The organism is bacterium, assembly GCA_040755755.1.
Taxonomy (GTDB): Bacteria; SZUA-182; SZUA-182; order DTGQ01; family DTGQ01; genus DTGQ01.
Window position 1 is genome coordinate 187,218 of record JBFLZW010000030.1, and the last position, 21,773, is coordinate 208,990.

Sequence of the window (21,773 nt, forward strand, 5' to 3'; positions counted from 1 at the left end):
GGTGTCTGACGGCTCTCTCTCACCTTCTCCCCGGATACAGAGAAGGAAATATCTGTTTCCTGGATTGATAGGGGTAATCATCCTTGCCTCGGCCCTTGGCCTGAGATCCATTTCCTTTGACAACAATGTGGAATCCATGCTTCCGGCAGATGAGGAAGTTGTTCGCTCCATCCGGTTTTTCAGAGAATCCGATCTTTCAGACAAGGTTTTCATCTCATTAGGCATAAAGTCTTCCGGCCATTCGACGAAGGAGCTCATTCAGGCCGTCGATCAATTAGCCGCTTCTCTCAGGTCCCCCCTGGTGACCGAGGTGATGACCGGAGTGTCGGAAACCGAGATGCTTAGTGAGATCGATACCCTGCTGACAGGTTTTCCCCAGTTGGCCAGTCAAAAAGACCTCTGCCGCATCGATCGGTTGCTAACCCCCCAGGGAGTCAAAGACAGCCTGGCCAGGGATTTTCAGCACCTTTTAACCCCTGCCAGCAGCTTCATGGTGCCCTTCATCCGCTCGGATCCTTTGGGGATAAAGGCCAGGGTACTGGGCAATCTCCGCACCCTTTATACCAGCCTGGGATATGAAGTCAATCTCGAAGACGGGCACTTTATCAGCAAGGATGGAAGGCATGCCCTGCTCATCCTGAAAACTCCGGTAGTCCTTACCGACGGATTCGGTTCCCGGAAATTGCACGCCTTCCTGCTTGACCGCCTGAAGTCTTTGCCCGACTTTGTCTTCGCAGACATCGTGGCCGGGCACCTTCACTCCATAAGTAATGAAGATGTCCTGAAAAGAGATGTTCGCATCATGACCATTATAGCCTCGGTCGCTTTTGTGCTCTTATTCCTGCTCCTGTTCCAGGATATCAGAGCGATTGCTGTCTTTGTACTGCCCATGGCCGCTGTTCTTGTCGCTACCAGCCTGTCGTCGATGATATTCGATAAGCTCTCCTATTTAGTCATCGGCATGGGAGGAGTTGTTGTCGGGTTTGTCATAGATTATGGCATTTATGTGTATACAGCGGTTATTCGCACCGGCGACAACTCTGCGGCTATTGTTAAAAAGATAGCCGGGCCGGTACTCACCGGGGCACTGACCACGGTGGCCATTTTTATCGCCTTCTTCTTCTCCCATGTTCAGGGGTATTATCAGTTGGCCGCTTTCTCGATTATCAGCATCACCCTGTGCATCCTGGGGTCTTTCTTTATCTTGCCGCATCTCCTTTGCGCTCACCATGACAGCAGGCTGTTAGCCGCAGTCAGAAGGAGCTCTCCTATCCGGCAGGTGGCCATATCGGATACCCGGAAAATTCTTTTCGGGGGAGTAATGATCATTGCCGCTCTCCTTCTCTGCTCGCGATTGACCTTCGATGCCGACATCAGACAGTTCGATGGAAGTGATCGGAAGATTTCCCAGACTGAGGAGAAATTTCATCATATCTGGGGAGGAAAGGATGCCCCGGCGGTTCTGGTCGTGCCGGGGGAAAATCTGGAAGAAGCCCTGGAGCGGAACGAGCAGGTCTATCACCAGGCAGCGGGCCGGATAGGCGAAGATAATATTTCAAGCCTGGCTTTGCTCTGGCCATCGAGAAAAACCCGGCAGGAGAATGCAAACCGATGGGTCCGTTTCTGGAAACAGGGAAGGGAAGAAAAATTGAGAAATCTTCTTTCCGAATACGGCCAGAAGTATCATTTCTCGAAGGATGCCTTTTCTCCCTTCTTCGAGAGCCTGTATACAGGAGCGATTGTGGGGGATTTTACCCCCTTGCAGCGATTAAGAGATCGTTTTATCATGGAAGGAAAGGAAGGCAAGGATGGCTTCAGGGTATTGTCCTTTTTCCCGGATAAAGATCACTATCTCTCATCGCTCAAGGCCATATGCAGCCGTTATCCGGGAACCTTTGTCGTGTCCCGGAAAAATCTTTCCCAGGCGCTTTCCCGGTCGGTCTTTTCCGAAACCGTTTATTTATCGGGCATTGCTGCCGTATTGGTTGCGGCCATAACCCTTCTTCTGCTGAAAAGCATCCGGCTGTCCATCCTGGCCCTTCTTCCCTCGGTCACGGGTATTGCGGTGGCTCTCGGCATCATGCCGCTTATGCGTTTACCCTTGAATGCGGCCAATATCATGGCTGCCATGATCGTGGCTGGCCTGACCAGCGATTATGGCATATTCATGGTCTATGCGTGCAAGTATCGATTAAATACCGGAACCCGGACAGCGATATCATTGTCGGCGATCACCACGCTGGTTGGTACCGCAGTATTGCTATTTGCCCGGCATCCGGTCCTGTTTTCAATCGGATTGACCCTGACGGCAGGGGTGTTCCCAGGATTCATCTCCTCGATGATGATTGTCCCTGCCCTGTATGCCCAATGGATTAAAGTGGAAAGGGAACCTTTGCCAGTATGCGGCCTCTGATAATTATCATGGTATTCTTTATGGGATTGCTCGTGGGCGGCTGCGCCCGGACTCCTTTTCAACCGGCGTTGTGCCTGCCGGTTAAAGGGCTCGATCCCCGGGCAGTCCGGGAACAGTTTTCCCGGCTGATTCCGGAAAAGTTTCAGCTTGTCAACACCATCGTTTTCACCTATGGTCAATACACCTTTTCTGCAATCGGGTATACGGATATCGATAGTCAAAAGAACGCCTTCACCGTGGCCGGTATCAATCCTCTGGGCGTAAAACTCTTTGAGCTTGCCGGTGACAGTCAGGGGGTCGAGTGCAGGTTTGCTCTCGAAGAGTTTGCCCGTCACGGGAACTTTGCTCAGGCCGTAGCCGACGATATCAGGAGGATATATTTTGACCGCCTTCCCTCTCCCGAAGCCAGGGTGCGAAAAAAGAAATACCGGATCATCTTCCGGCAGCCGGGTACAGAAGGCACTCTGGAGTATGTTTTTGCCGGGGCCGATAACCTGCTGGTTGAAAAGAATTGTTATCAGGAGAATAATCGCCTGTGGAGTATTTCCTATTATGAATACCAGCAAAAAGACGGGAAATTCCATCCAACCGGCATTATTCTTAACAATCATCACTATCATTATCGGTTAACTCTCCGATTAAAGGAAATCCGGTCGTGAATAGACTGAGCGATGAAATTGAACACAGCATGTTTGGCCTGCGGGAGGGCTCCGAAGGCGTTATTGAAGCGCATTTTTCGTTTCCGCCGGAGTTCATCGGTTTTCAGGGCCACTTTCCCGGAAAGCCCATTCTTCCGGGTGTATGCAAAATTCAGGCAACCCTGCTGATTCTCAAGACCTGGAAAAGGAAAAAGGTTGCTCTGAAGGAAATCGTTCTGGCAAAGTTTTTTTCTCCCGTTACCTGCGGCCAGGAAGTGGTCTTTACCTGCCGGGAATGTAAGAGCGGTGGCAGCCGGGAAACCCTGATAAAGGCCCTGGTAGAGAGTGAAGGGAAAAAAGTTGCCGAGCTGCATCTGAAAGTAGTTATTTCTCCTGAGGAGGGGGGCTCATGCATCGCAGAATGAAATGCTATTTCGAGCGTGTTGCCGGAGCACCTGACCCTCTGGTGTTTCGCCTGAAAAGACGGGTGAGGTTCAGCGAGGTTGACGTTATGGGGATAAGCTGGCACGGGAGATACCCGGTGTACTTCGAGGAAGGATCGGCTGAGCTTGGCAGGCGCTGCGGCCTTTCCTATCAGGATTTCTATGAGGCAAACATCCGGGCCCCGATTGTGCAATTGCATATCGATTATCACCGCCCCCTGTACCTCGATGAGGAATTTACCATCGTGGCCTCGTACCTGTGGAGCGAAGGTGCCCGGCTGAATACTGAATACTCGCTGATCAAACAGGAGGGGAGCGTCGCTGCAAGCGGCTATACCGTCCAGATGTTTATCGACAGCGTCAGCCAGGAGCCGTATCTCATTTCCCCGGACCTTCTTGAGCGGTTCCGCAGACGATGGCAGGCAGGAGAATTTGCATGCCTCACCTGAAAGCACTGGCCGTGGCCAGTGATCTGGTCACTCCCTACGGATGGGGCATTGAAGCCTGCTGGCAGGGGCTTTTGTCCGGCAAGACCGCCATCCGGCCCCTGGAACGCTTTTCCACCGGGCACTTATTGACCGGCAAAGCAGCCACCATACCGGGCCTGAAGGTAATAAGCCCGGATGAATCACTGGTAATGCAGATGCTGACTCCTCTTCTGAGAAAGGCATCCGGCCTTATTCCTGCGGACGCTCTGGTGATACTGGCAACCACCACCGGAGAGATAGACTTTCTGGAACGGTCGGTTATCGAGGGAAGGGCATCGGCCGGGGAGAGCCGTTTGGATTGCCTGCTCGGTAAAGTGGTGCAATTGGCCGGATCAGCCAGACCGGGAATAATCATTTCGGCAGCCTGTGTTTCGTCGAGTACCGCCATTGCCCGGGCAGCCTCCCAGATCCGGGATGGTGTGGATGATTGCCTGCTCGTTGTGGCCTGTGACAGTGTGAGTGAGTTTGTCATGGCCGGGTTCTCCACCCTGATGGCCCTGGACAAAGACATGGCCCGGCCCTTTGACCAAAACAGAGGAGGCTTGAGCCTCGGTGAGGCAGCCGGATTTATCTTACTGATGAGCGAAGAGCGGGCCATGCGGGAAAACCGGCCGGTTATCGGAGAAATCGCCGGTTGGGGATTGACCAGTGATGCCAACCATATGACCGGACCTTCGCGGGATGGCCGCGGGCTGGCCCTGGCTGTTGAAAAAGCCCTCCGGTCAGCCGGGCTCCCTGACGATAGTGTGGGATCCATAGCTGCACATGGTACGGGAACGGTGTATAATGACGCTATGGAGATGAAAGCCTTCAAAAGGATTTTTACAAATCAGGCCATTCCGACTTACTCCATCAAAGGCGGAACAGGACATACCCTGGGAGCCGCAGGTCTGGTGGAAGCGATTGTCGCATTTCGGTCCTTGCAGGAAAAGGTTATCCCCCCTACGGTAAATATGCGCTGCGTCGATGAAGAAGCCAAAGGCTGGGTTTCCCCGCAGCCGCAGCCGTTCAACGGGCAGGTAACGGTTTCCACCAACTCCGGATTCGGAGGCTTGAATGCCGCCCTGGTGCTTAAAGTATAATGTGAAGTGATATAAATTAACGGAGTAAGAATGGAGTAACATGGAGTAACCATGATTAAGGAACTGAGGTTAATAAACTGGAAAAGCTTCGAAGACGCAACACTTCACATCGATCCGCTCACTGTCATTATCGGGGCTAACGCAAGCGGAAAATCCAATGCCCTTGACGCTCTTCTGTTTCTTCAGCGGATAGCCTTTGGCCGCTCCATTACGGCGACAATCGCTGGAGATACCGAATTGTCCAATATTCGAGGTGGCATTGAGTGGGTGGTTAGAAAACCGGAAACAAGTTTTGGTCTGGAAGTTCTGGTTCAAGACCCAAGGCAAGAAACAATCGAATACCGGTACACGATCAAGATTGCCGCCAATAGCGTGCGTGCAGAGTTGGCAAGCGAGTCGCTCGTGCGAATGAAATATAGACCTTACAGCTCAACACCAATTGAACAGAAACTCTATTACACAAACCTGGAAGACACTTCCGCTGCGGCCATTCCAACCTACTTTTCTTCTGGAAAACAGGGGAGAGGAAAGCGGATCGATCTGAACCGGGCTTATAGCATTCTCAGCCAGATGGAAACACAGAGCTTTCGCAAAGAGGTGTCTGAAGGAGCACGACTGGTTCAGGAAAATTTTCAGCGCATCTTCATTTTAGATCCCATTCCGAGTCACATGCGCAACTACTCGCCCTTTTCCGACAAGCTCAAGTCTGATGGCGCAAACATTGCCGGTGTACTTGCGGCCCTCCCGAAAGAGCGGAAGGAAGAAGTGGAAGTCATCCTGACCAGCTACCTGAAACAAATGCCTGAGCGGGATATCAAACGGGTCTGGACAGAACCTGTCGGCAAATTTGAGACCGACGCCATGCTTTATTGTGAGGAAGGATGGCCGGGTTCCAGAGAACAAGATACTGTTGACGCCAGGGGCATGTCCGACGGGACATTGCGCTATCTGGCTATCATCACTGCTTTGCTGACTCGTGAAGAAAATAGCTTGCTGGTCGTAGAGGAAGTAGATAACGGACTGCATCCGTCGCGTGCCCATATCCTGGTGAAAATGCTTCAAGAGCTGGGGAATCAGCGAAACATCGATGTTATTGTAACCACGCATAACCCGGCACTGCTGGATGCGTTGGGCAACCGTATGGTGCCGTTTATTACGGTAGCTCACCGCGATATGTCTACCGGTGCCAGCACATTCACCCTGCTGGAAGAAATCGAGCAACTTCCAAAATTAATGGCTTCAGGTACTATCGGTAGACTCACCACGGAAGGTAAGATCGAGGCTGCCCTGAAAAGCGCAGGAAGAAGGGGCAGGTGAATGAAAAAAGTGCTGATTATCGATACCAGCGTTCTTTGCGTCTGGCTGCGGGTGCCGGGTATGGAATCTTGTGGACCTGATGAAGACCAATGGGATTGGGATCGTGTTGAGAAAAAAATCGACGATGAAAACCAGAACCATTCGATTTTTGTTTTGCCGCTGGCAACTATTATCGAAACCGGCAACCATATCAGTCGGGCAAAGCATAACCGCAGAGAGTGCGGGGTAGTGCTGGCCGATCTCATGAGCAAAAGTGCAGACCAGAAATCTCCCTGGGCGGCGTTTTCCGATCAAGCCGCACTTTGGACTTCTGATAAGCTTAAAGAGCTGGCGAATACTTGGCCTGATCTGGCTGCCCAAAAACTTTCTCTTGGGGACGTTACAATAAAAGATGTGGCGGAATACTATGCCCAAAGTGGGTATGAAGTAGAAATCCTGACTGGGGACAAGGGGCTTAAGGCATATCAGCCGATAGCAAAAGCTATGGTTCCTCGACGAAGGCAAAAACGGTGAGGGAGAGAGGGATGCAGTGTGGGTGGGTGCGTATTAATCATGGATACCAGGGGTTTTTATATAAGGGAAAAAACAATTAATTCAAACTCTCGAAAAGGTTGCATTGGCTTTAGGCAAGAGGTTGAAAATAGAGTTAACATAAACAGGTAAAATATCCCCCATTTCTCTCGATCGAGAGGAGGACGGTAACAACCATCACCCCCACCCAGCATCCCCCCTCAAGGGGGAGGGAGAAGAGTGGATGTCTTTCCTCAAGGGGGATAATGGATGCTCCTATACAAGACGAAGAAGAATCGGCGAACGAGCAGTCATGATTGACATTCCCGGTATCGGCTGGATTACAGCGAAAGAATACGGCTGCGTGGCCCAAAATATAAGCCGGACGCTCCCTCCAATGAAATCGATACACGGCCAGTTGTCGAATGAGGGCATATTTTTGTATCCGGTAAAATATTTTGGCAGATTCGACGCGGTTTCCAAAATGACGTGCTGTGCCATAGCCCTGGCTCTGCATGATGCCGGATTGGTCTATTCCGAAGATCGGAAGCAGGACATGGGCATTGTCGGGACCAATGAGCGGGGCTCCCTGGAATCGAACATCAGCTATTTCCAGGATTACGTAGAATCAGGCAGGACATTGGCACGGGGAAATCTCTTTCTCTATACCCTCTCCTCAAGCCCGTTAGCTGAAGCAGCAATCTATTTTGGCTGTCAGGGGCCGGTATTGTACCTGGGCTTTCAGCGCCAGGATATCTCTTCGCTGCTGTCGTGTGCAGGGCACATGCTCTGCAGTGAAGGAGTTTCAGGGATGCTGGCAGTAGCGGCGGATGAAGAAGAGGCTGTCTGTTTTTGTATGCAGCCAAAAGAAGCGGATCCGATGAGAAGGGGGTTCGGATTTGAGAACATCAAGGATATAGTAGAAAAAACAACCAATATAAATCAAGTAATAGATAGAGCACGGTGGCTTTCCCGCTCATGAAATCTATACTATAACGGCAGGTAGGAACAGAGTGAAAATAAAGCTGATTTATCCGAAATGGCCAAAATTAAGCAACCAGACGGAGTTTAATTTACCGCCTCATGGGCCGGTGTGTCTGGCGGCGGCAGTGAGTGATGACATAGAGATTTCCTTTTGTGACGAACATGTGGAACCCCTGGATTACACCGATAACGATGCAGACCTGATAGCCCTGTCTGTCATGCTGACCTGTCAGATCCCCCGCGCTTTCGAGATAGCTGACTGGTACCGTGCGCAGGGCAGGCCGGTTATCTTTGGCGGCATTGCTGCCATGCTTCATTCCGAGGAAGCAATCTCCCATGCCGATGCTGTCTTCTTAGGTGAGGCAGAGGGTCATTTTAACCAGGTGATTGAAGATTTCCGTCGCGGCGAGTTGAAAAAGGTGTATGATTTTCTCTCGGATCACCCTGATACGGCATTGATAGGAACTGCCCGGCGCGATATTCTGAAACGGGAGCGGTATAATTTCCGGGGCATCCAGATGGTTGACCTGGTACATGCCTCGCGGGGATGCCGGTTTAATTGCTTTCCCTGCTGCACGCCGTATCTGGGTGGCCGGAAATTCAGGCCGCGCCCTCTTGAGGCCGTGGTCAGGGAATTAGAAAGTATCGATAACAACCGTTTGTTCTTTGTTGATAATTCGCTGGCCCAGGATGACGAATGGGAAAAGGCCCTGTTCAAGGCCATTGCACCCTTGCGGAAGAAATGGATATCTCACCCGATCAAGGACGACGATGAAATCCTGGATCTGGCCGTACAGGCTGGCTGCTGGTATGTGTATCAGGCCATTGTGGATACCTCGGACCACATTCGCCGGAGAGTCCAGCGATTGAAAGAGCGCGGGATCGGAGTCGAGGGAACGATTATCCTGGGGCTGGATTCCCATGACGAAGATTCCATTAAGCGTCTGGTGGATTTTCTCCTCGAGATCAATCTGGACCTGGCCGAATTCACTATTCTTACTCCCTTTCCCCATACTCCGATCAGGGATCAGTTAGCAAGGGAAAACAGGATACTCCACAATGACTGGAGCCGGTACACTACCGGGGAGGTCGTCTTTCAACCGGCCAGAATGAGCATCAGCTCACTCCAGCGCATGTATGAATATGCCTGGGAGACTTTTTACAGCAACGTAAGCCAGGAAATGCAGATGGCGAAATTATTCCTGAAGGTCATCGAAAAAGAAAAACTCGATGGAACCTATAAGCGGGTCCCGTTGAGCTCCAATCGCTCGTGGTCTTCATCCGGGAGGGAAAACGCAAGATCATGAAGATACTGCTTGTTTCATCGAATGTTGCCGAAACACCCTATCCTGTCTATCCTCTCGGATTGAGCATGATCGCGGCAGCTCTCAGGAAGGCCGGGCATGGGGTGCGCCAGTTCGACTTTCTCCAGAATGGCCAGTCACTGGATGCCCTGGCCAATGCCATAGGTGATTATTCTCCTGATCTCATCGGCATATCGATCCGCAATATCGATAATGTAAATCTTCTGCATGAACAAAGGTACATCAGCATTGTCAAGGGCATTGTCCACAGCATCCGCCAGCAGACCGATGCCCCCATCCTGCTTGGAGGCGCAGGTTTTTCCCTTCTGCCGCAGGAGATTCTCTCTGAAGCAGGCGCAGATTATGGGATTATCGGCGAAGGGGAATCCCTGGCAGTTGATTTCGTGAATAAAATCGCTCAGGGGATATACCCCAAGGATCGGCTTTTACGGTCCCCGTCCAGCCTGCGGGGAGAAGATATCCCTTCCGCCGATTACGATTCCGGTCTTATGGGATTTTACTCTCAGAGCGGCTCCATGGCTGGTGTCCAGACGAAACGGGGATGCTCACACAAATGTGTGTACTGCTCGTATCCTTTCCTGGAGGGATCGGTGATCCGCTGCCGTGATCCGAAGGCAGTGGTAGACGATATCCAGACCTTGATAAATGAGCATAAGATCCGGTACATCTTCTTCACTGATTCGGCCTTTAATGATCCCCAGAAACATTACCTTTCGGTGATCCGGGAGATGGAGAAAAGAAGGGTTTCTATTCCCTGGACCGCCTTTTTTACCCCGAAGGGGATGGATGAGGAGGATGTAGCCCTGATGAAACAGACCGGGCTCAGGGCAGCGGAAATCGGAGCTGACGCGGCTTCGGACACTACCCTGCGAATGCTTGGCAAGTCCTTCTTATTTAACGACATTGTAGCCTGCAACGATCTGTTTGCCCGGCACGGGGTAGCTACCGCCCACTACTTCATGTTCGGCTGTCCCGGTGAAACCAAAGAGACAGTCAGGGAAGGGATCGAGAACATCAAGAGCCTGCAAGGGACGGTTTCCTTTATTTTCATGGGCATCCGCATCCTTCCTGATACGGCGCTTGCCGATAGAGCCCGCAGGGAGGGTTTGCTCGCTGCCGGGCAGAACCTGCTCGAACCGCTCTATTACCTTGCTCCGGGGATCGAGAGAAAGTGGCTGGAAGAGACCCTGACCCGTGCTTTTTCCGGCCTCCGGCACTGCATCTTTCCTCCTGACTCCCTTGACGCCACGGTACATTTCCTTCATCAAATGGGTCATGTCGGATCGCTCTGGGATATGCTGATTCCGGGTAAGGACCGGACATACCGAAGGAGACATGGAAAATAAAGCCGCTCTTTCAACAGAACATATCTGGTGTGTTATCCCCGTATTCAATAATAAAGATACGGTCAAACGCATAGCCCTGGACTGTCGCTCCTATCTATCGCGGATCGTGGTGGTCGATGATGGCAGTACGGACGTCGATGTTTCCTCCTTATTGAGCGGCAGTGACATTACCGTGCTCAGACACGAAAAAAACCGGGGCAAGGGGGAAGCGATCCTGACTGCCTTGAAGTATATCGATTCTCAGGGGGGGCGATTCATGATTACCATTGATGCGGATGGTCAGCATTACCCCCGGGATATCGAAAGGTTTATCCCCCTGCTCCAGGATGATGAAGGGGTGGTGGTGATAGGATGCAGAAAATTTCTCCCCCGGACGTCGGGCTCGCTGACGGATGGAGAGCACATCCCCCGCACGAGCCGCTTTGGGAGAAAGGTGGCCAATTTCTGGCTGCGTCTTGAGACCGGTATTTCGTGTGACGACTGCCAGAGCGGATTTCGTGCCTACCCGGTGCGGCCCCTCACCAGACTGGCCCTGAAAGGGGCCCATTACGATTTTGAAACCGAGATCCTGGCCAAGGCAGTCTGGGCCGGGTTACGCCTTGTTCCGGTTGATATCGATGTCTGGTACCCTGAGCCCCATATGCGGGTTTCAAGCTTTCGACCACTGGTGGACAATCTCCGTATCTCCTGGATGCATGCCCGGCTGGTTGCCAGAAGGCTCCTGCCGGTCCCTGACCGGAAACTCGTTACTGCCGGGGAAAAACGCTTCGAGATCGGGATGCTCCTTCATCCAATAAAAATGCTCAAAATGCTGCTCAAGGAAAACGCGACTCCTGCCGGACTGGCAGTGTCCGCCGCAGTCGGGATGTTTTTAGCTGTCCTGCCGCTTGTTTCACTTCACACCCCCCTGATTATCTATGTATCTGTCCGGCTCCATTTGAATAAGATAATGGCCATAAATATCCAGCACCTGGCCATGCCTCCCTTTATACCCGCGGCCTGTATCGAACTGGGATATTACCTGCGCTATGGTCATTGGCTGACCGATATTTCCCCGCAGGTAATCTTCGGCCAGTTGGCCGCGCGGCTCTGGGAATGGGTATTGGGGTCTCTCATTATCGCTCCGGTTGCAGCAGTCATCGTGGGCTTGGTGGTATTCATCATTGCCACCGCGCTCCAAAGGAAAGCCTCCTCGTATGGACCAGGAAAAACCGTCCCGGAAAATTGAAGCCAGAAAAAGGGGAAACACACTCGGCTTCTGGTTCTTCAAGGCCCTCCTGCACCTTTTCGGGCTCCACGGGGCCTATGGCCTCTTATATGTGGTCTGCCTGTATTACCTGATTTTTGATACATCAGCCGTCTCCGCTTCCCGGGCCTATGTAAAAAGAAAATTCCCTGACTGCGGCTTTTTCAAAAAGTACCTCCATACCTATCGGCTGTTTGTAAGCCAGGGCAAGCAACTCATTGATCTTTATGCTATTCTAGCCAAAGAGAAGGAGTTTGATATCCGGTTGCAGGGATACGATGATTTTGTATCTTTGGTTCGCGGATCCCGGCAGGGAATAATTTTGCTGACAGCCCATGTTGGTAACTGGCAACTGGCTATGACCGCTCTGGGAGAGCTGAAGAAAGAAGTTTACCTTCTCATGCGTCCGGAAGATAATCAGGCAGTGAAAAATTTTCTCCATATCGGCAGGGAAGCCGGGCACCTGAAAATCATTTCTCCTGAGCAGGACCTTGGGGGCGTTGTCAAGGTCATCGATGTCCTGAAGCAGGGCCATATCGTATCGATCATGGGCGATCGAAGCTATGGATCCAGGACGATCGATGTTTCCTTTCTGGAGGAGAGTGCAGGGTTCCCCTACGGTGCCTTCAGTATCGCGGCTGCCGTTGAATGCCCCATCGTGGTTTTATTATCCGTGAAAACAGATGATAATACGTATGTCATCGATGTATCGAACGTGCTCTATCCCCGGTATGAGAGCGGCCAGAACAAGTCCCGGCAATTGCAGACCTGGGTACAGCACTATGCCACCATCCTTGAGACCTATGTAAACCGCTACCCCTACCAATGCTTTTTATTCCACGATATCTGGCGGAAGAGATATGACAGCATCGATCCGGGGCTGACTACCTTAAAAGTGTAAGTATAGTGAAAATTGCTCCTGTATAGGCAATCAAAAGACCGGCAACCCAACCGACAATCCATTTAATTGTGCTGGATTTTGCTCTTTCCACTTCCAACCTGACCGATTCTATTTCCAGTCTGACCGATTCTATTTCCTTGCTTAACTCCAGCCTGAGTGATTCTATTTCCTTGCTTAACTCCAGCCTGAGTGATTCTATTTCCTTGTTCAACTTAAGTTCTACTTCTTTTATATGTGCAGTCAATTTAAGCTCAGTCTCTTTCAGATCCTCTTTTGTCGACAGTATATGTGCAGTCAATTTAAGCTCAATCTCTTTCAGATCCTCTTTTGTTGACAGCTCCCGTCTATGGTCACTTATTAAGGTTTCAATATCTTTTACTATAGTCTGAGCCTCTTCTTTGCTGAAGGCCTTTGAGAAGATATTGAATAATTCCATCACCTCTATGCTCATCTTGTGGCCGCCTTTATAGTCATTTCTTCCAGGTATTTATTTAAATCTTCCCGGTAAATTTTGATAGTTATGTATGTATTTAACGCTTCTTATAAAAATTATAGCCTATTTATTTCCCTGTCAAGCAAAAATTTCGCCATGCCGAATCTGCCTGCAATTTTCTCTATCTGGTGTTCCGACTAATTGCTCTTTTCCTGATGCTCTCTGATATAGTCAGCTATTGTTTTTACTGAAACAAAGACTTCCCTGGCTACGTTCCTGTTCTTGATTTCCAGGTGATAATTTTTTTTCAGGATTGCAGCTAATTCGACGGCATCAAGAGAATCGAGCCCCAGGCCCTCGCCAAAAATAGGCGTGTTGTCATCCAATTCTTCCGGTTGGATATTTTTAATCTGAAGTTCTGACACTATCAATTCTTTCAGTTTGTCTTCTAGTCTCATAATGGTTCCAATAATTATGGTATTCGGTGGAGCCCAAGCCCACCCTGCATTCGCCTGCTATGTTTTAGCCACTGCACAGGATAATGCCTTGCGCCACTGACTACTGACCACGTCACTCCCGCTGCCATATGTAATAGCCGAAGGATATTACTATAGTAACGACAAAAAAGCCGAGAAGCCGCCCGACGTTGGGCAGCACGGAGGTCAGGCTGCCGTGCCGGAGGAAGACATCAAGGAAAGCATTCAGGCCCCAGGCCAGGGGTGAGATGGTGCTCAGTTTTTGCATGAACTCCGGCATTGCGTATACCGGCACCATGACTCCGCCCAGGGCAGCGGCAATAATGATGATAACCGCGCCGAAGGTTGATGCCTGCTGCTGGCTTCGCATGATCGTCCCGATTGCCAGCCCGAAACCTATGGCTGCAAGAGCGGCAGCCGTAGCCACCAGCATCAGGGCCGGATAGTTGCTGCCGATTTCCAGTTTCGGGGAGCCGAAAAGGGGAAGTATCTTGAATCCCACAAACAGCATCAGCAAAAACTGGGACAGGCATACCAGCAGGTATACAATCACCTTGGCCAGTAAGACCGTAAAGTAGCTGACCGGAGCGACCATTATCCTCTTCAGGATACCCTGCTGCCGCTCGTTGATAAGATAGCCGGACAAGGGGACAACGATAAAAAACATGGCAAACATGGTCCAGGCCGGTACATTCTGCTGGGTTGAGGTCGGCAGCATGCCTTTTTTCGGATCAAATATAAACTCCTCCTTGATTTCAACCAGAATCCCGTCATATTTCGAGAAACTGGATGCAGAAAGCCGGTTGACTAACGTGCCTGCGCCCGATCCGCTGGTGCTGGACAGGCTGTTCAGAATAGTTTCCATCTCGGTCATGATTATGCTGCGGCTCAGGGCATTCATGATCGTCTCTCTGAACAGCTCAGGGAGGGCGGGGTCCAGCATGACCTGTACTCTGGCCAGGGCCTGTTCCCGCAATTTGTCCAATGAGATCTGCGGCTGCGGTGGAGAAAGGCCCGGCGGATAGGTGCCAGCCGGGACAAGGCTGCTCATGAGTTTTCCGGCCAGGGTATCGAAGCTGCGGGAAGTACCCTGCGGGATAAAGATACACACTTTGAAATCGCCGCGGGCGAGGGCTCGTTTTGCCTCCTCCAGCGTGGGTATCCGACTTCCACCATGAGTATGGACCTGAAAACTTCCTGACTGGCGGAGTCTTTCCTCGATTGTTTCGCTGAGGGACCCTGTGTCCTGATTCACCAGGAGGAGTTTGAGAGTCGGGTTTTGGGTCGCTTTCAGGGCGGTGTCATGTACGAGCGAAATAACCAGCACCAGAGCGGTAGGCATGAGAAAGAGCACTGCCAGGCCGGCTTTGTCTCTCAGTAAAAGGAGGATATCCTTCCTGGCGATGGACAAAAGTTTCAGCATGATTCTTTAGTCTCTCAATTTCCTGCCGGTTAAATGCAGAAACAACTGTTCGAGGTTCTCATATCCCGCGTCCCGGTGAAGTAATTCATAAGGGGTACCCTGATCCAGGATCCGGCCCTGATCGATAATGGCTATTCGCGAGCATAATTGTCTGACTTCTTCGATGTAATGCGTAGTATAAATCATGGTTACTCCACTCCGGTTAACGGAGGACAGGATTTCGAGGATGCGATACCTCGACTGGGTATCGATGCCGAGGGTCGGCTCGTCCAGGATAATAATATCCGGCTCATGAATCATGCCGATGGTTAAGTTGGTAAGCCGCTTCATCCCTCCGGAAAAGGTACAAACCCGGCAATCAGCCTTTTTCCCCAGCCCCGTAATGTCCAGGCAGGTATCAATTCTCTTCTTCAGCTCTTTTCCCTGCAAACCATACAGGTACCCGAACAGTTTCAGATTTTCCCTGGCCGTGAGTTCCTCATACAGGGCGATATCCTGGGTCACCAGACCGAGCCGCTTTTTTATCTGTTTGGCATGACGCAGGATATTTCTGCCGAAAATATCCACCCTTCCCTGGTCAGGCTTCAATATTCCACATAAAATGGAAATAAGCGTTGTTTTTCCTGCACCATTCGGCCCCAGTAACCCAAGAGATTCACCTTGGTGAATCGACAGGCAGATACTGTCCAAAACCGGAGAGCTTTGAGAGGGGTACCTTTTGCTCAGGCTATCGACAGTTATGATCGGTTTGTTGGCGTCATCCATGATGGTTTTTCAGTAACCGGGTGGTAATGTTCTTTCTCAGCTCCTGGAAGATCGCCTTTTCACGGTCAGCGCAATCGAGCAGAATGTCCGAAGCAACAGTCAGAGTATCGTTTTTTCCGGCCCGCTCCTTGCAAATCCTTGAGGCCAGGAGCGCAAATTCCCTCCACCTGTCCCCTGTTTCTGTCATTTCTCCTGACATTTTCAGCAGGAATTCGGCTTGTGCCGGGAGAACATCAGCGGCTTTCTGGAGAAAGGCTCCGAAGATAAAACGAAACCCGGCCCCACCCGTACCGATTTCCTCCTGCATCCGAATGACCTGGGCCAGATACAGAATGGCCTTTCTGTCTCCGAGTTTCTCAGGCCAGGAGGGTATTTGTCTGGCCAGATACCGTATGCCGTACACACCGCCCAAAGGGGGAGGGGACATCAGCATCATAAAGCAGGTCCTGCGGATCCCTTTGACAACTGCCCTGGCGATATGATGAGGCTGGGTTGAGCAGCCGGTTATGTAGTACATCTTCCCCTGGGGAGCGAAGGCACCCCTGGCAAACCGGGCTTTTTGCAGAGAGCGGGGAGAAATGGTAACTGGATGGTCGAGCGTCGGATCACTGATCAGATATTCCCCCTTCTCTTTGCCATAGACAATAATGTTATGCCCATTAAAGTGGAACCGGAGCGCATCCGGGAAAAAAGGCAGCCAATATACTCCTACCTGTAAACCAACCGGAATGTTCTCTTCCAGGGCCTGATCGAGCGCTGTCATGGCTTTTTCCTGATTGCGAAAGCGGCGCACCCGGACCCTGACCTTGAGCATGCTGGCAACCCGGTTAAAGATCGATCCGGGCATCACCCGGAAGGTAGTCAGAGGAATGCCGTCAAGCCTGATAAAAGGCAGGTAGGCAAAAAACAGTCCCGCGCCGATTCCAAAAGCCAGCGGCTCGTCAATATCAAGGCCGCTATGCTGCAACAGGTTGGCCGTAACTCCCGTTTCACAATGAGCGCTCTGTAAGTGATGAAAATTTATGGTCAATAATGTTTGCCCCTTTTCTTTCCACCTAAGTACACGGCACATTAAATACGCGGCCGGTTAAAGCCGCCCATTCACTCCCTATCCCCCCTGTGGGGGGAGAGAGCTGGGGTGAAGGGGCGTCGTTGAACCAAACCGGCCGGGTAATTCCCGCGTCGTGTACTAAGAGCCCTGTTCGGTGTCTTTCATTCTCAGAGACATGGCTTTCTTGCTGATTTCTTCTATGGATAAGTCTTCATCGAGACCTTGACGCCACTTTGTATAATCAAAAGGTTCCCTCTGAATAAGGGCTATGAATCTCTCTGCTTCAACATCACCAAGATGTTCTGCCAGAACTTTTAGCCCTTTCATTCTGATTTCTGTATCGGTCATCATGATAAAGCCTCCTTTATGAAGCCGATCGGATCATTGACTCTAATATCATCTATATGCATTGCACAGCGCAAGATCTTATCATCAGTGGTCAGGAAATAATCGCATTTGGCGATAATGGCACAAGAGACATGTAAACAATCAATCTTTTGAAGCCCTTTCTTTTTCAGGAAATTAGCGGTTCCAATCAATTCCGGGCTTTCTTGAATATCCACAAGGGCGTATTTCCTCCAGCCATTAATCCGATCTTTCCGCTCCTGATATGGATTCTTCCCATTCTCGTAATCCAGAATGTATGACCAAGCCAACTGGAAATGCCCTGAACGGATTTCTTCCTGAATCTTCAATTTTGCCTCTGACTCAAGCCGTATTCTGATTTGAGACTGATCGTCAAATGGCCGATTGCAGCAATTATCAAGATAGATTCTCATTTGCCTTCCTCCAGCCTGGCTACCTCCAGGTAACTCGCTGAACTTTGCCGAGATCTTCTATCGGAATATCAAAAACATCCGCGTAAAGTTTCATTTCCCGGCTGCTCAGCTTCCTGAATCCTTCCGGGCTGAGATGCTGCTTTATTTTCCGTTTGGGGATATGGGTGTATTGAGAGAGAAGGTCAATGTCCATTTGGTGTCGAACCATATGCATGGCCAGGGGACTCACATCACCTCTCTCTACCTGCTTCCTGACCTCTTCCGCTTCCTGCCGGATTTTCTGCCAGGCCAGTTTATTGGCGATATTGGCAGGCTCCCACCCTGCACTGGGTACTTGAACGTATTTTCCATCCTTGTCAACAGCATAGCTGACTTCATGCCAGGGACCAAGCAGGCTCTTATCCTGGGGAACATCTTCTTTTCGCATGAATTACCCCCCTGCAGTTACTTTCATCATACAGCGGTTAAGAGCATATAACAAATAGAAAATCGTCCGCTTTCGGGTATGAAGCACAGGAGCTTCTGACCTTTTTGTATTTTTTGTGAATGGAAAAGCTCATCGAGAATAATGTAGATGGAGGCAGCCCCGGTATTCCCCTTGGTGTGAAGGTTGGTGAACCATTTCTCCAGGGGGATTTCAAAGCCGATACTCTTCAGCCGAAGGTAAAAGTCGTTCTTGAAGAACTCAGATGAATAGTGAGGCAGGAACCAGTCTACATCCGATGCGGAAAGATTATGTTTCCGGATGATGATGGGCACGGTACGATCCACTGCTGTCTTGACGATTTCCCGGTTTAAAAGCTTTACATCCTGATGAATGGCAAAACAGTTATTATCCATCGCTTCCTGCAGGGAATCGAATCCTCGCCAGCCTTGGAGTATACCATTTTCATGTTTTACGGCACCGGCATACATACAGGTCTCCAGCTCATTGGCAAATGATACCTGCTCGATCCAGTCAATGCGCAGCGATAGCCGGTTATCTGCCGGTCTGGACTCCAGGAACGCTGCCCCGGCCCCATCGGAGAGCATCCATTTTAAAAACTCTGCGTTGAAGCCGAGGATAGGGCTGTCTTCCGGGGTGGTTTCCGGGCTGGTGGTGCCGGGGTTTGGGTGCCGCTGCATGCGAAAAAGGGTGGAGGCTGCTTCCGAGCCTGTGGTCACGGCATTTCTGCTCATCCCGGCAGCTATGCTGGCAAAGCCGAATTTCATGGCTGTCATACCGGAAATGCAGATACCCGAAGTGCTGACCACTTCACAGGGGGGATTCCCTAATTCTCCATGAACCATGGAGGCATGTCCCGGCATGAGTTGGTCAGGAGTGGAGGTGCCGCAGCATAAGCACTCGATGTCATGCAGGGAAAAGTGAGCGGAGGGCCTGAGCCTTCGCACTGCTTCGGCTGTCATTTGTGCATTGGTATGCGTGATCTCTCCCGATCGGCGGTCAATGGCATAGTAGCGGGTTTTTATACCGTTGTTGCGAAGAACGGTACGCCGTATGCGAGACGAGATACCTGAAGCCCTTCCCATAATCGACTCTATCTCATCATTGGTAACAGGCTCGTTCGGCAGAAAAGCAGCAAGATCAGTTATGTAAACTTCCATATTTACAGAATTCCCTTCATACCGTTGCCCTGGAGTGAAATCGCATGGCCAGTTCAGTCAAAGATTGATAAAATTCCTTCTCAGGAAGTCTGGTTGGTGTCACTGCATTGGTCAAAGTATAGTAGTCTAAATCGTGAATAACGATTTTATCCTTCATGGATTGATATAAAGGTGTGCCCGGCAGCGGGGTGAGTACGGTAAATACCGGGAGCTGAATGGTATTTTCCTCGATAAAGCGGGCCAGGGTCTGAAAGTCTTTTTCATTATAGTCCGGAGAGATAATAAAATCCCCGATTATGGATATTTCCAGGTCATGGAGTATGCTGATTGCTTCCCGGACGATGTCAGCGGTATTTTTCTTGCCCCATTTTGCCAGAAGGGTGTTGTTAATCTCCTCAAAACCAACGATAACTGCGCGCAGACCGGCATTTTTCCAGAGGTGAAAAAGCTCCCGATGATTCACCACGGTATCGGCACAGGCATCGATCATGAAATGCTTCTGGAGGTCGGCCTCAAGAAGAGCATGGCCAAGCTCGTGTGCCCTTTTCACATCGCCAAACGTGTTGGCATCGACCAGGCGAATGACCGGAGTGGTGCCGAGAAGCTTAATATCTCTGATTACACAATCGGGAGAACAGGTAAGATACCGTTTTCCTGTCAGATTGGCAATGGAGCAGAAGGAGCAGGAATTCGGGCAGCCAAAAGCCGTGGCCACAAAGCCCATCTGCAGCCGGGGAAAAGGAACCAGATACTGGTCACGGTACCTGTCAACCAGGTCATAGCGGGGTGCACGGGATTCCACGATATCCTCTTTCCGAAAGTCGCGGGGAATCCAGGAAAGCCTGCCTGATGGATTGGTTTTGGCAACCCCGGCTATGTCGGCCGGGTAATCCCCCTTTTCAACGGCTGCAACAAGCTCTCGAAAACTGGCCTTTCCCAGCCCCATGACAATATAATCAACAGCCGGATGGTTAAAGAAACCGGGATCATTACTGGCGTGAACACCGCCGACGACAAGGGTTGTATCCTTTTTCAGTTCCCTGATTTCCCGGCAAAGGCGCAGAACGGTCCTGGCCTCACAGGTCAGGCTGGTAAAACCGACCAGATCGGGATTAAAATCAAGCATAGTATCAGCCAGGCTCTCTCCCTGGACTTTCAGGTCGAGGATTTGAGTCTCATGTTCATCGAGATTTCCCGCCAGCGCTTCCAGAGCCAATGGCTCACCGCGAAATATCCGCTGAGTTGCCGGAAATCCAAATTTTTCCTGGGGAGCACTCCGCCCGCAATTCGGCGGATTAACGAGGAGAATTTTCATCAAAAGAAACCTGCCTTGAAATCTGTTATGGAGAACTGATGCCTGCCGCTGCTCATCGGGTGAGCAGGTTGAGGTAATAATATAAGAACTAAGCTCTTGTGTCAATGATGGAAAACAGGTGATTTGATCGCCTCCCTCAAACATAAGAAAGGAGGTAAGTGGCAGTATATGAGGGTGTAAATGAGCACGGGGGCAGGATTGCCTTTCCCTATTTGCTGCTCAACTTCCTGGTCATAGCGGTTTTCAGTTGAGTCAGTCTAACTGGGACACATTAATTCTCAAATATTAATTAACCAATTACACAATGATACGACTTGGACTTCATTGGTTAAATTTGCACCGTTTGTTAGAGTATGACTTTCTAATTGGTCAAATATTTCTTTAGCCATCGCACTTTCGATTGCTGCACCAATAAAAAAAGTATACGGCTTACAATTCCTTTTAGAAAAAGCAGTTCTAATTCTTTGCAAAGCAGAATTTGCAGTTTTCCAATGTTCATCAGCGCCTGCCGGGTCTATGCCACCTTTTAATTCCCCGAGAGCAAGATATTTTTCTGGGTTACAGTGTGCCGAATTAGCATCTCTTCCGAAAGTCATTTCATCTGGGAGACAATCAAAAAGACACAGGTCAACATTTTTCTCAACTATTGGCACGGTCAAGTTATATATTAAGATACGATCCCGCCCATTTGATATCCAATGTAATCCCTTAAGCTGTTTTTCTATATCTGGCTCATTATTATCAGGCGCTAGCCAAGTTTTGCTTTTTGAATCAAAATAGGTAAATTCCCCTCCCAGCTACAGAGAGCGTTGATATAAGTATTCTTGTGAATTTCCATTCACCCACCGCACCGGCAAGATTCCTCATGATACCGCCGAGTGCATCGCCTCTTGTGAGCAGAAATCGATAAACCAACTCATCTACGAAAGATTTTCCAGATGGTTCAAGAAAATTCTCGATTAATCCAATTATCGCCTCTTTTTTATCTTCTTCTTGTAGATGATTCTTTGCTTTTTCTGACATCCCAGCAGCGGTAAGTAATGAATTTTGTATCTCATTTAATTCCAATAGATCTTTAGCTTTTCTTACTTTTGAAGCAATAACCTTCTCACTACCGGACACATTTTTAGAAATAGATTGAGAACACATTAGCTGTCGCTCATGATATACTCTAAGTAATTGAAAAAATAATTAAAAAGGAGTATATCATGAGCGACAATATGAGAACATATA

At 50.1% G+C, this 21,773-nt stretch carries 24 protein-coding genes; 12 read left to right on the plus strand and 12 right to left on the minus strand.

Annotation, left to right across the window (positions count from 1 at the left end; all coding sequences use genetic code 11):
• Window position 1: 1 nt before the first annotated feature.
• The 12 genes from AB1611_10160 to AB1611_10215 all read left to right on the plus strand — a co-directional run bounded on the left by AB1611_10160 (window position 2) and on the right by AB1611_10215 (window position 12,693).
• Window positions 2-2,413 (plus strand): hypothetical protein, encoded by a 2,412-nt coding sequence (locus AB1611_10160; protein MEW6379955.1) that lies wholly within the window; start codon window positions 2-4, stop codon window positions 2,411-2,413.
• A 20-nt stretch (window positions 2,414-2,433) separates the two neighbouring features.
• Window positions 2,434-3,072: a DUF3261 domain-containing protein gene (locus tag AB1611_10165; protein MEW6379956.1), complete on the plus strand. Its 639-nt coding sequence runs from the start codon at window positions 2,434-2,436 to the stop codon at window positions 3,070-3,072.
• Complete coding sequence (locus AB1611_10170) at window positions 3,069-3,476, plus strand: hypothetical protein (GenBank protein MEW6379957.1); 408 nt, start codon at window positions 3,069-3,071, stop codon at window positions 3,474-3,476. Before AB1611_10165 ends, AB1611_10170 begins: the two co-directional genes overlap by 4 nt.
• Window positions 3,461-3,943 carry an acyl-CoA thioesterase gene (locus AB1611_10175; protein ID MEW6379958.1) on the plus strand — a complete coding sequence of 161 codons (483 nt, stop codon included), beginning with the start codon at window positions 3,461-3,463 and terminating at the stop codon, window positions 3,941-3,943. The genes AB1611_10170 and AB1611_10175 overlap by 16 nt, the downstream gene beginning before the upstream one ends.
• Window positions 3,931-5,064, plus strand: coding sequence for a beta-ketoacyl-[acyl-carrier-protein] synthase family protein (locus AB1611_10180; GenBank protein MEW6379959.1), 1,134 nt, complete (start codon window positions 3,931-3,933; stop codon window positions 5,062-5,064). The genes AB1611_10175 and AB1611_10180 overlap by 13 nt, the downstream gene beginning before the upstream one ends.
• Before the next feature lie 51 nt (window positions 5,065-5,115).
• Window positions 5,116-6,381, plus strand: a complete 1,266-nt coding sequence (locus tag AB1611_10185; protein MEW6379960.1) for an AAA family ATPase — start codon at window positions 5,116-5,118, stop codon at window positions 6,379-6,381.
• Window positions 6,382-6,894: a hypothetical protein gene (locus tag AB1611_10190; protein MEW6379961.1), complete on the plus strand. Its 513-nt coding sequence runs from the start codon at window positions 6,382-6,384 to the stop codon at window positions 6,892-6,894.
• Window positions 6,895-7,135: 241 nt separating this feature from the next.
• Window positions 7,136-7,873, plus strand: coding sequence for a hypothetical protein (locus AB1611_10195; GenBank protein ID MEW6379962.1), 738 nt, complete (start codon window positions 7,136-7,138; stop codon window positions 7,871-7,873).
• Window positions 7,874-7,904: 31 nt separating this feature from the next.
• Window positions 7,905-9,182, plus strand: a complete 1,278-nt coding sequence (locus AB1611_10200; GenBank protein ID MEW6379963.1) for a radical SAM protein — start codon at window positions 7,905-7,907, stop codon at window positions 9,180-9,182.
• Window positions 9,179-10,546 carry a lipid biosynthesis B12-binding/radical SAM protein gene (locus tag AB1611_10205; GenBank protein MEW6379964.1) on the plus strand — a complete coding sequence of 456 codons (1,368 nt, stop codon included), beginning with the start codon at window positions 9,179-9,181 and terminating at the stop codon, window positions 10,544-10,546. Before AB1611_10200 ends, AB1611_10205 begins: the two co-directional genes overlap by 4 nt.
• Window positions 10,536-11,774, plus strand: a complete 1,239-nt coding sequence (locus AB1611_10210; protein ID MEW6379965.1) for a DUF2062 domain-containing protein — start codon at window positions 10,536-10,538, stop codon at window positions 11,772-11,774. Before AB1611_10205 ends, AB1611_10210 begins: the two co-directional genes overlap by 11 nt.
• Window positions 11,743-12,693: a lysophospholipid acyltransferase family protein gene (locus AB1611_10215; protein MEW6379966.1), complete on the plus strand. Its 951-nt coding sequence runs from the start codon at window positions 11,743-11,745 to the stop codon at window positions 12,691-12,693. The genes AB1611_10210 and AB1611_10215 overlap by 32 nt, the downstream gene beginning before the upstream one ends.
• On the opposite strand, the gene AB1611_10220 is transcribed toward AB1611_10215, so the two are convergent.
• The 12 genes from AB1611_10220 to AB1611_10275 all read right to left on the minus strand — a co-directional run bounded on the left by AB1611_10220 (window position 12,677) and on the right by AB1611_10275 (window position 21,689).
• Window positions 12,677-13,144: a hypothetical protein gene (locus tag AB1611_10220; protein ID MEW6379967.1), complete on the minus strand. Its 468-nt coding sequence runs from the start codon at window positions 13,142-13,144 to the stop codon at window positions 12,677-12,679. The genes AB1611_10215 and AB1611_10220 overlap by 17 nt on opposite strands.
• Before the next feature lie 179 nt (window positions 13,145-13,323).
• Window positions 13,324-13,584, minus strand: a complete 261-nt coding sequence (locus AB1611_10225; protein ID MEW6379968.1) for a phosphopantetheine-binding protein — start codon at window positions 13,582-13,584, stop codon at window positions 13,324-13,326.
• A 112-nt stretch (window positions 13,585-13,696) separates the two neighbouring features.
• Window positions 13,697-15,025 (minus strand): ABC transporter permease, encoded by a 1,329-nt coding sequence (locus AB1611_10230; GenBank protein MEW6379969.1) that lies wholly within the window; start codon window positions 15,023-15,025, stop codon window positions 13,697-13,699.
• A gap of 6 nt (window positions 15,026-15,031) precedes the next feature.
• A complete protein-coding gene (locus AB1611_10235) occupies window positions 15,032-15,790 on the minus strand; it encodes an ABC transporter ATP-binding protein (GenBank protein ID MEW6379970.1) in 759 nt (252 codons plus the stop codon).
• Window positions 15,783-16,820 carry a BtrH N-terminal domain-containing protein gene (locus tag AB1611_10240; GenBank protein ID MEW6379971.1) on the minus strand — a complete coding sequence of 346 codons (1,038 nt, stop codon included), beginning with the start codon at window positions 16,818-16,820 and terminating at the stop codon, window positions 15,783-15,785. The genes AB1611_10235 and AB1611_10240 overlap by 8 nt, the downstream gene beginning before the upstream one ends.
• Window positions 16,821-16,979: 159 nt before the next feature.
• Window positions 16,980-17,192: a hypothetical protein gene (locus AB1611_10245; GenBank protein ID MEW6379972.1), complete on the minus strand. Its 213-nt coding sequence runs from the start codon at window positions 17,190-17,192 to the stop codon at window positions 16,980-16,982.
• The gene (locus tag AB1611_10250; GenBank protein MEW6379973.1) at window positions 17,189-17,620 is read right to left on the minus strand and encodes a PIN domain protein; all 432 of its coding nucleotides are present in this window, start codon (window positions 17,618-17,620) and stop codon (window positions 17,189-17,191) included. The genes AB1611_10245 and AB1611_10250 overlap by 4 nt, the downstream gene beginning before the upstream one ends.
• Window positions 17,621-17,639: 19 nt before the next feature.
• Complete coding sequence (locus AB1611_10255) at window positions 17,640-18,047, minus strand: hypothetical protein (protein MEW6379974.1); 408 nt, start codon at window positions 18,045-18,047, stop codon at window positions 17,640-17,642.
• Window positions 18,048-18,073: 26 nt separating this feature from the next.
• Window positions 18,074-19,225, minus strand: coding sequence for a beta-ketoacyl-ACP synthase III (locus AB1611_10260; protein MEW6379975.1), 1,152 nt, complete (start codon window positions 19,223-19,225; stop codon window positions 18,074-18,076).
• Window positions 19,226-19,241: 16 nt separating this feature from the next.
• The gene (locus tag AB1611_10265) at window positions 19,242-20,540 is read right to left on the minus strand and encodes a radical SAM protein (protein MEW6379976.1); all 1,299 of its coding nucleotides are present in this window, start codon (window positions 20,538-20,540) and stop codon (window positions 19,242-19,244) included.
• A 278-nt stretch (window positions 20,541-20,818) separates the two neighbouring features.
• Window positions 20,819-21,337: an AvaI/BsoBI family type II restriction endonuclease gene (locus AB1611_10270; protein ID MEW6379977.1), complete on the minus strand. Its 519-nt coding sequence runs from the start codon at window positions 21,335-21,337 to the stop codon at window positions 20,819-20,821.
• Window positions 21,312-21,689, minus strand: a complete 378-nt coding sequence (locus tag AB1611_10275; protein MEW6379978.1) for an AvaI/BsoBI family type II restriction endonuclease — start codon at window positions 21,687-21,689, stop codon at window positions 21,312-21,314. The genes AB1611_10270 and AB1611_10275 overlap by 26 nt, the downstream gene beginning before the upstream one ends.
• Window positions 21,690-21,773: the final 84 nt, after the last annotated feature.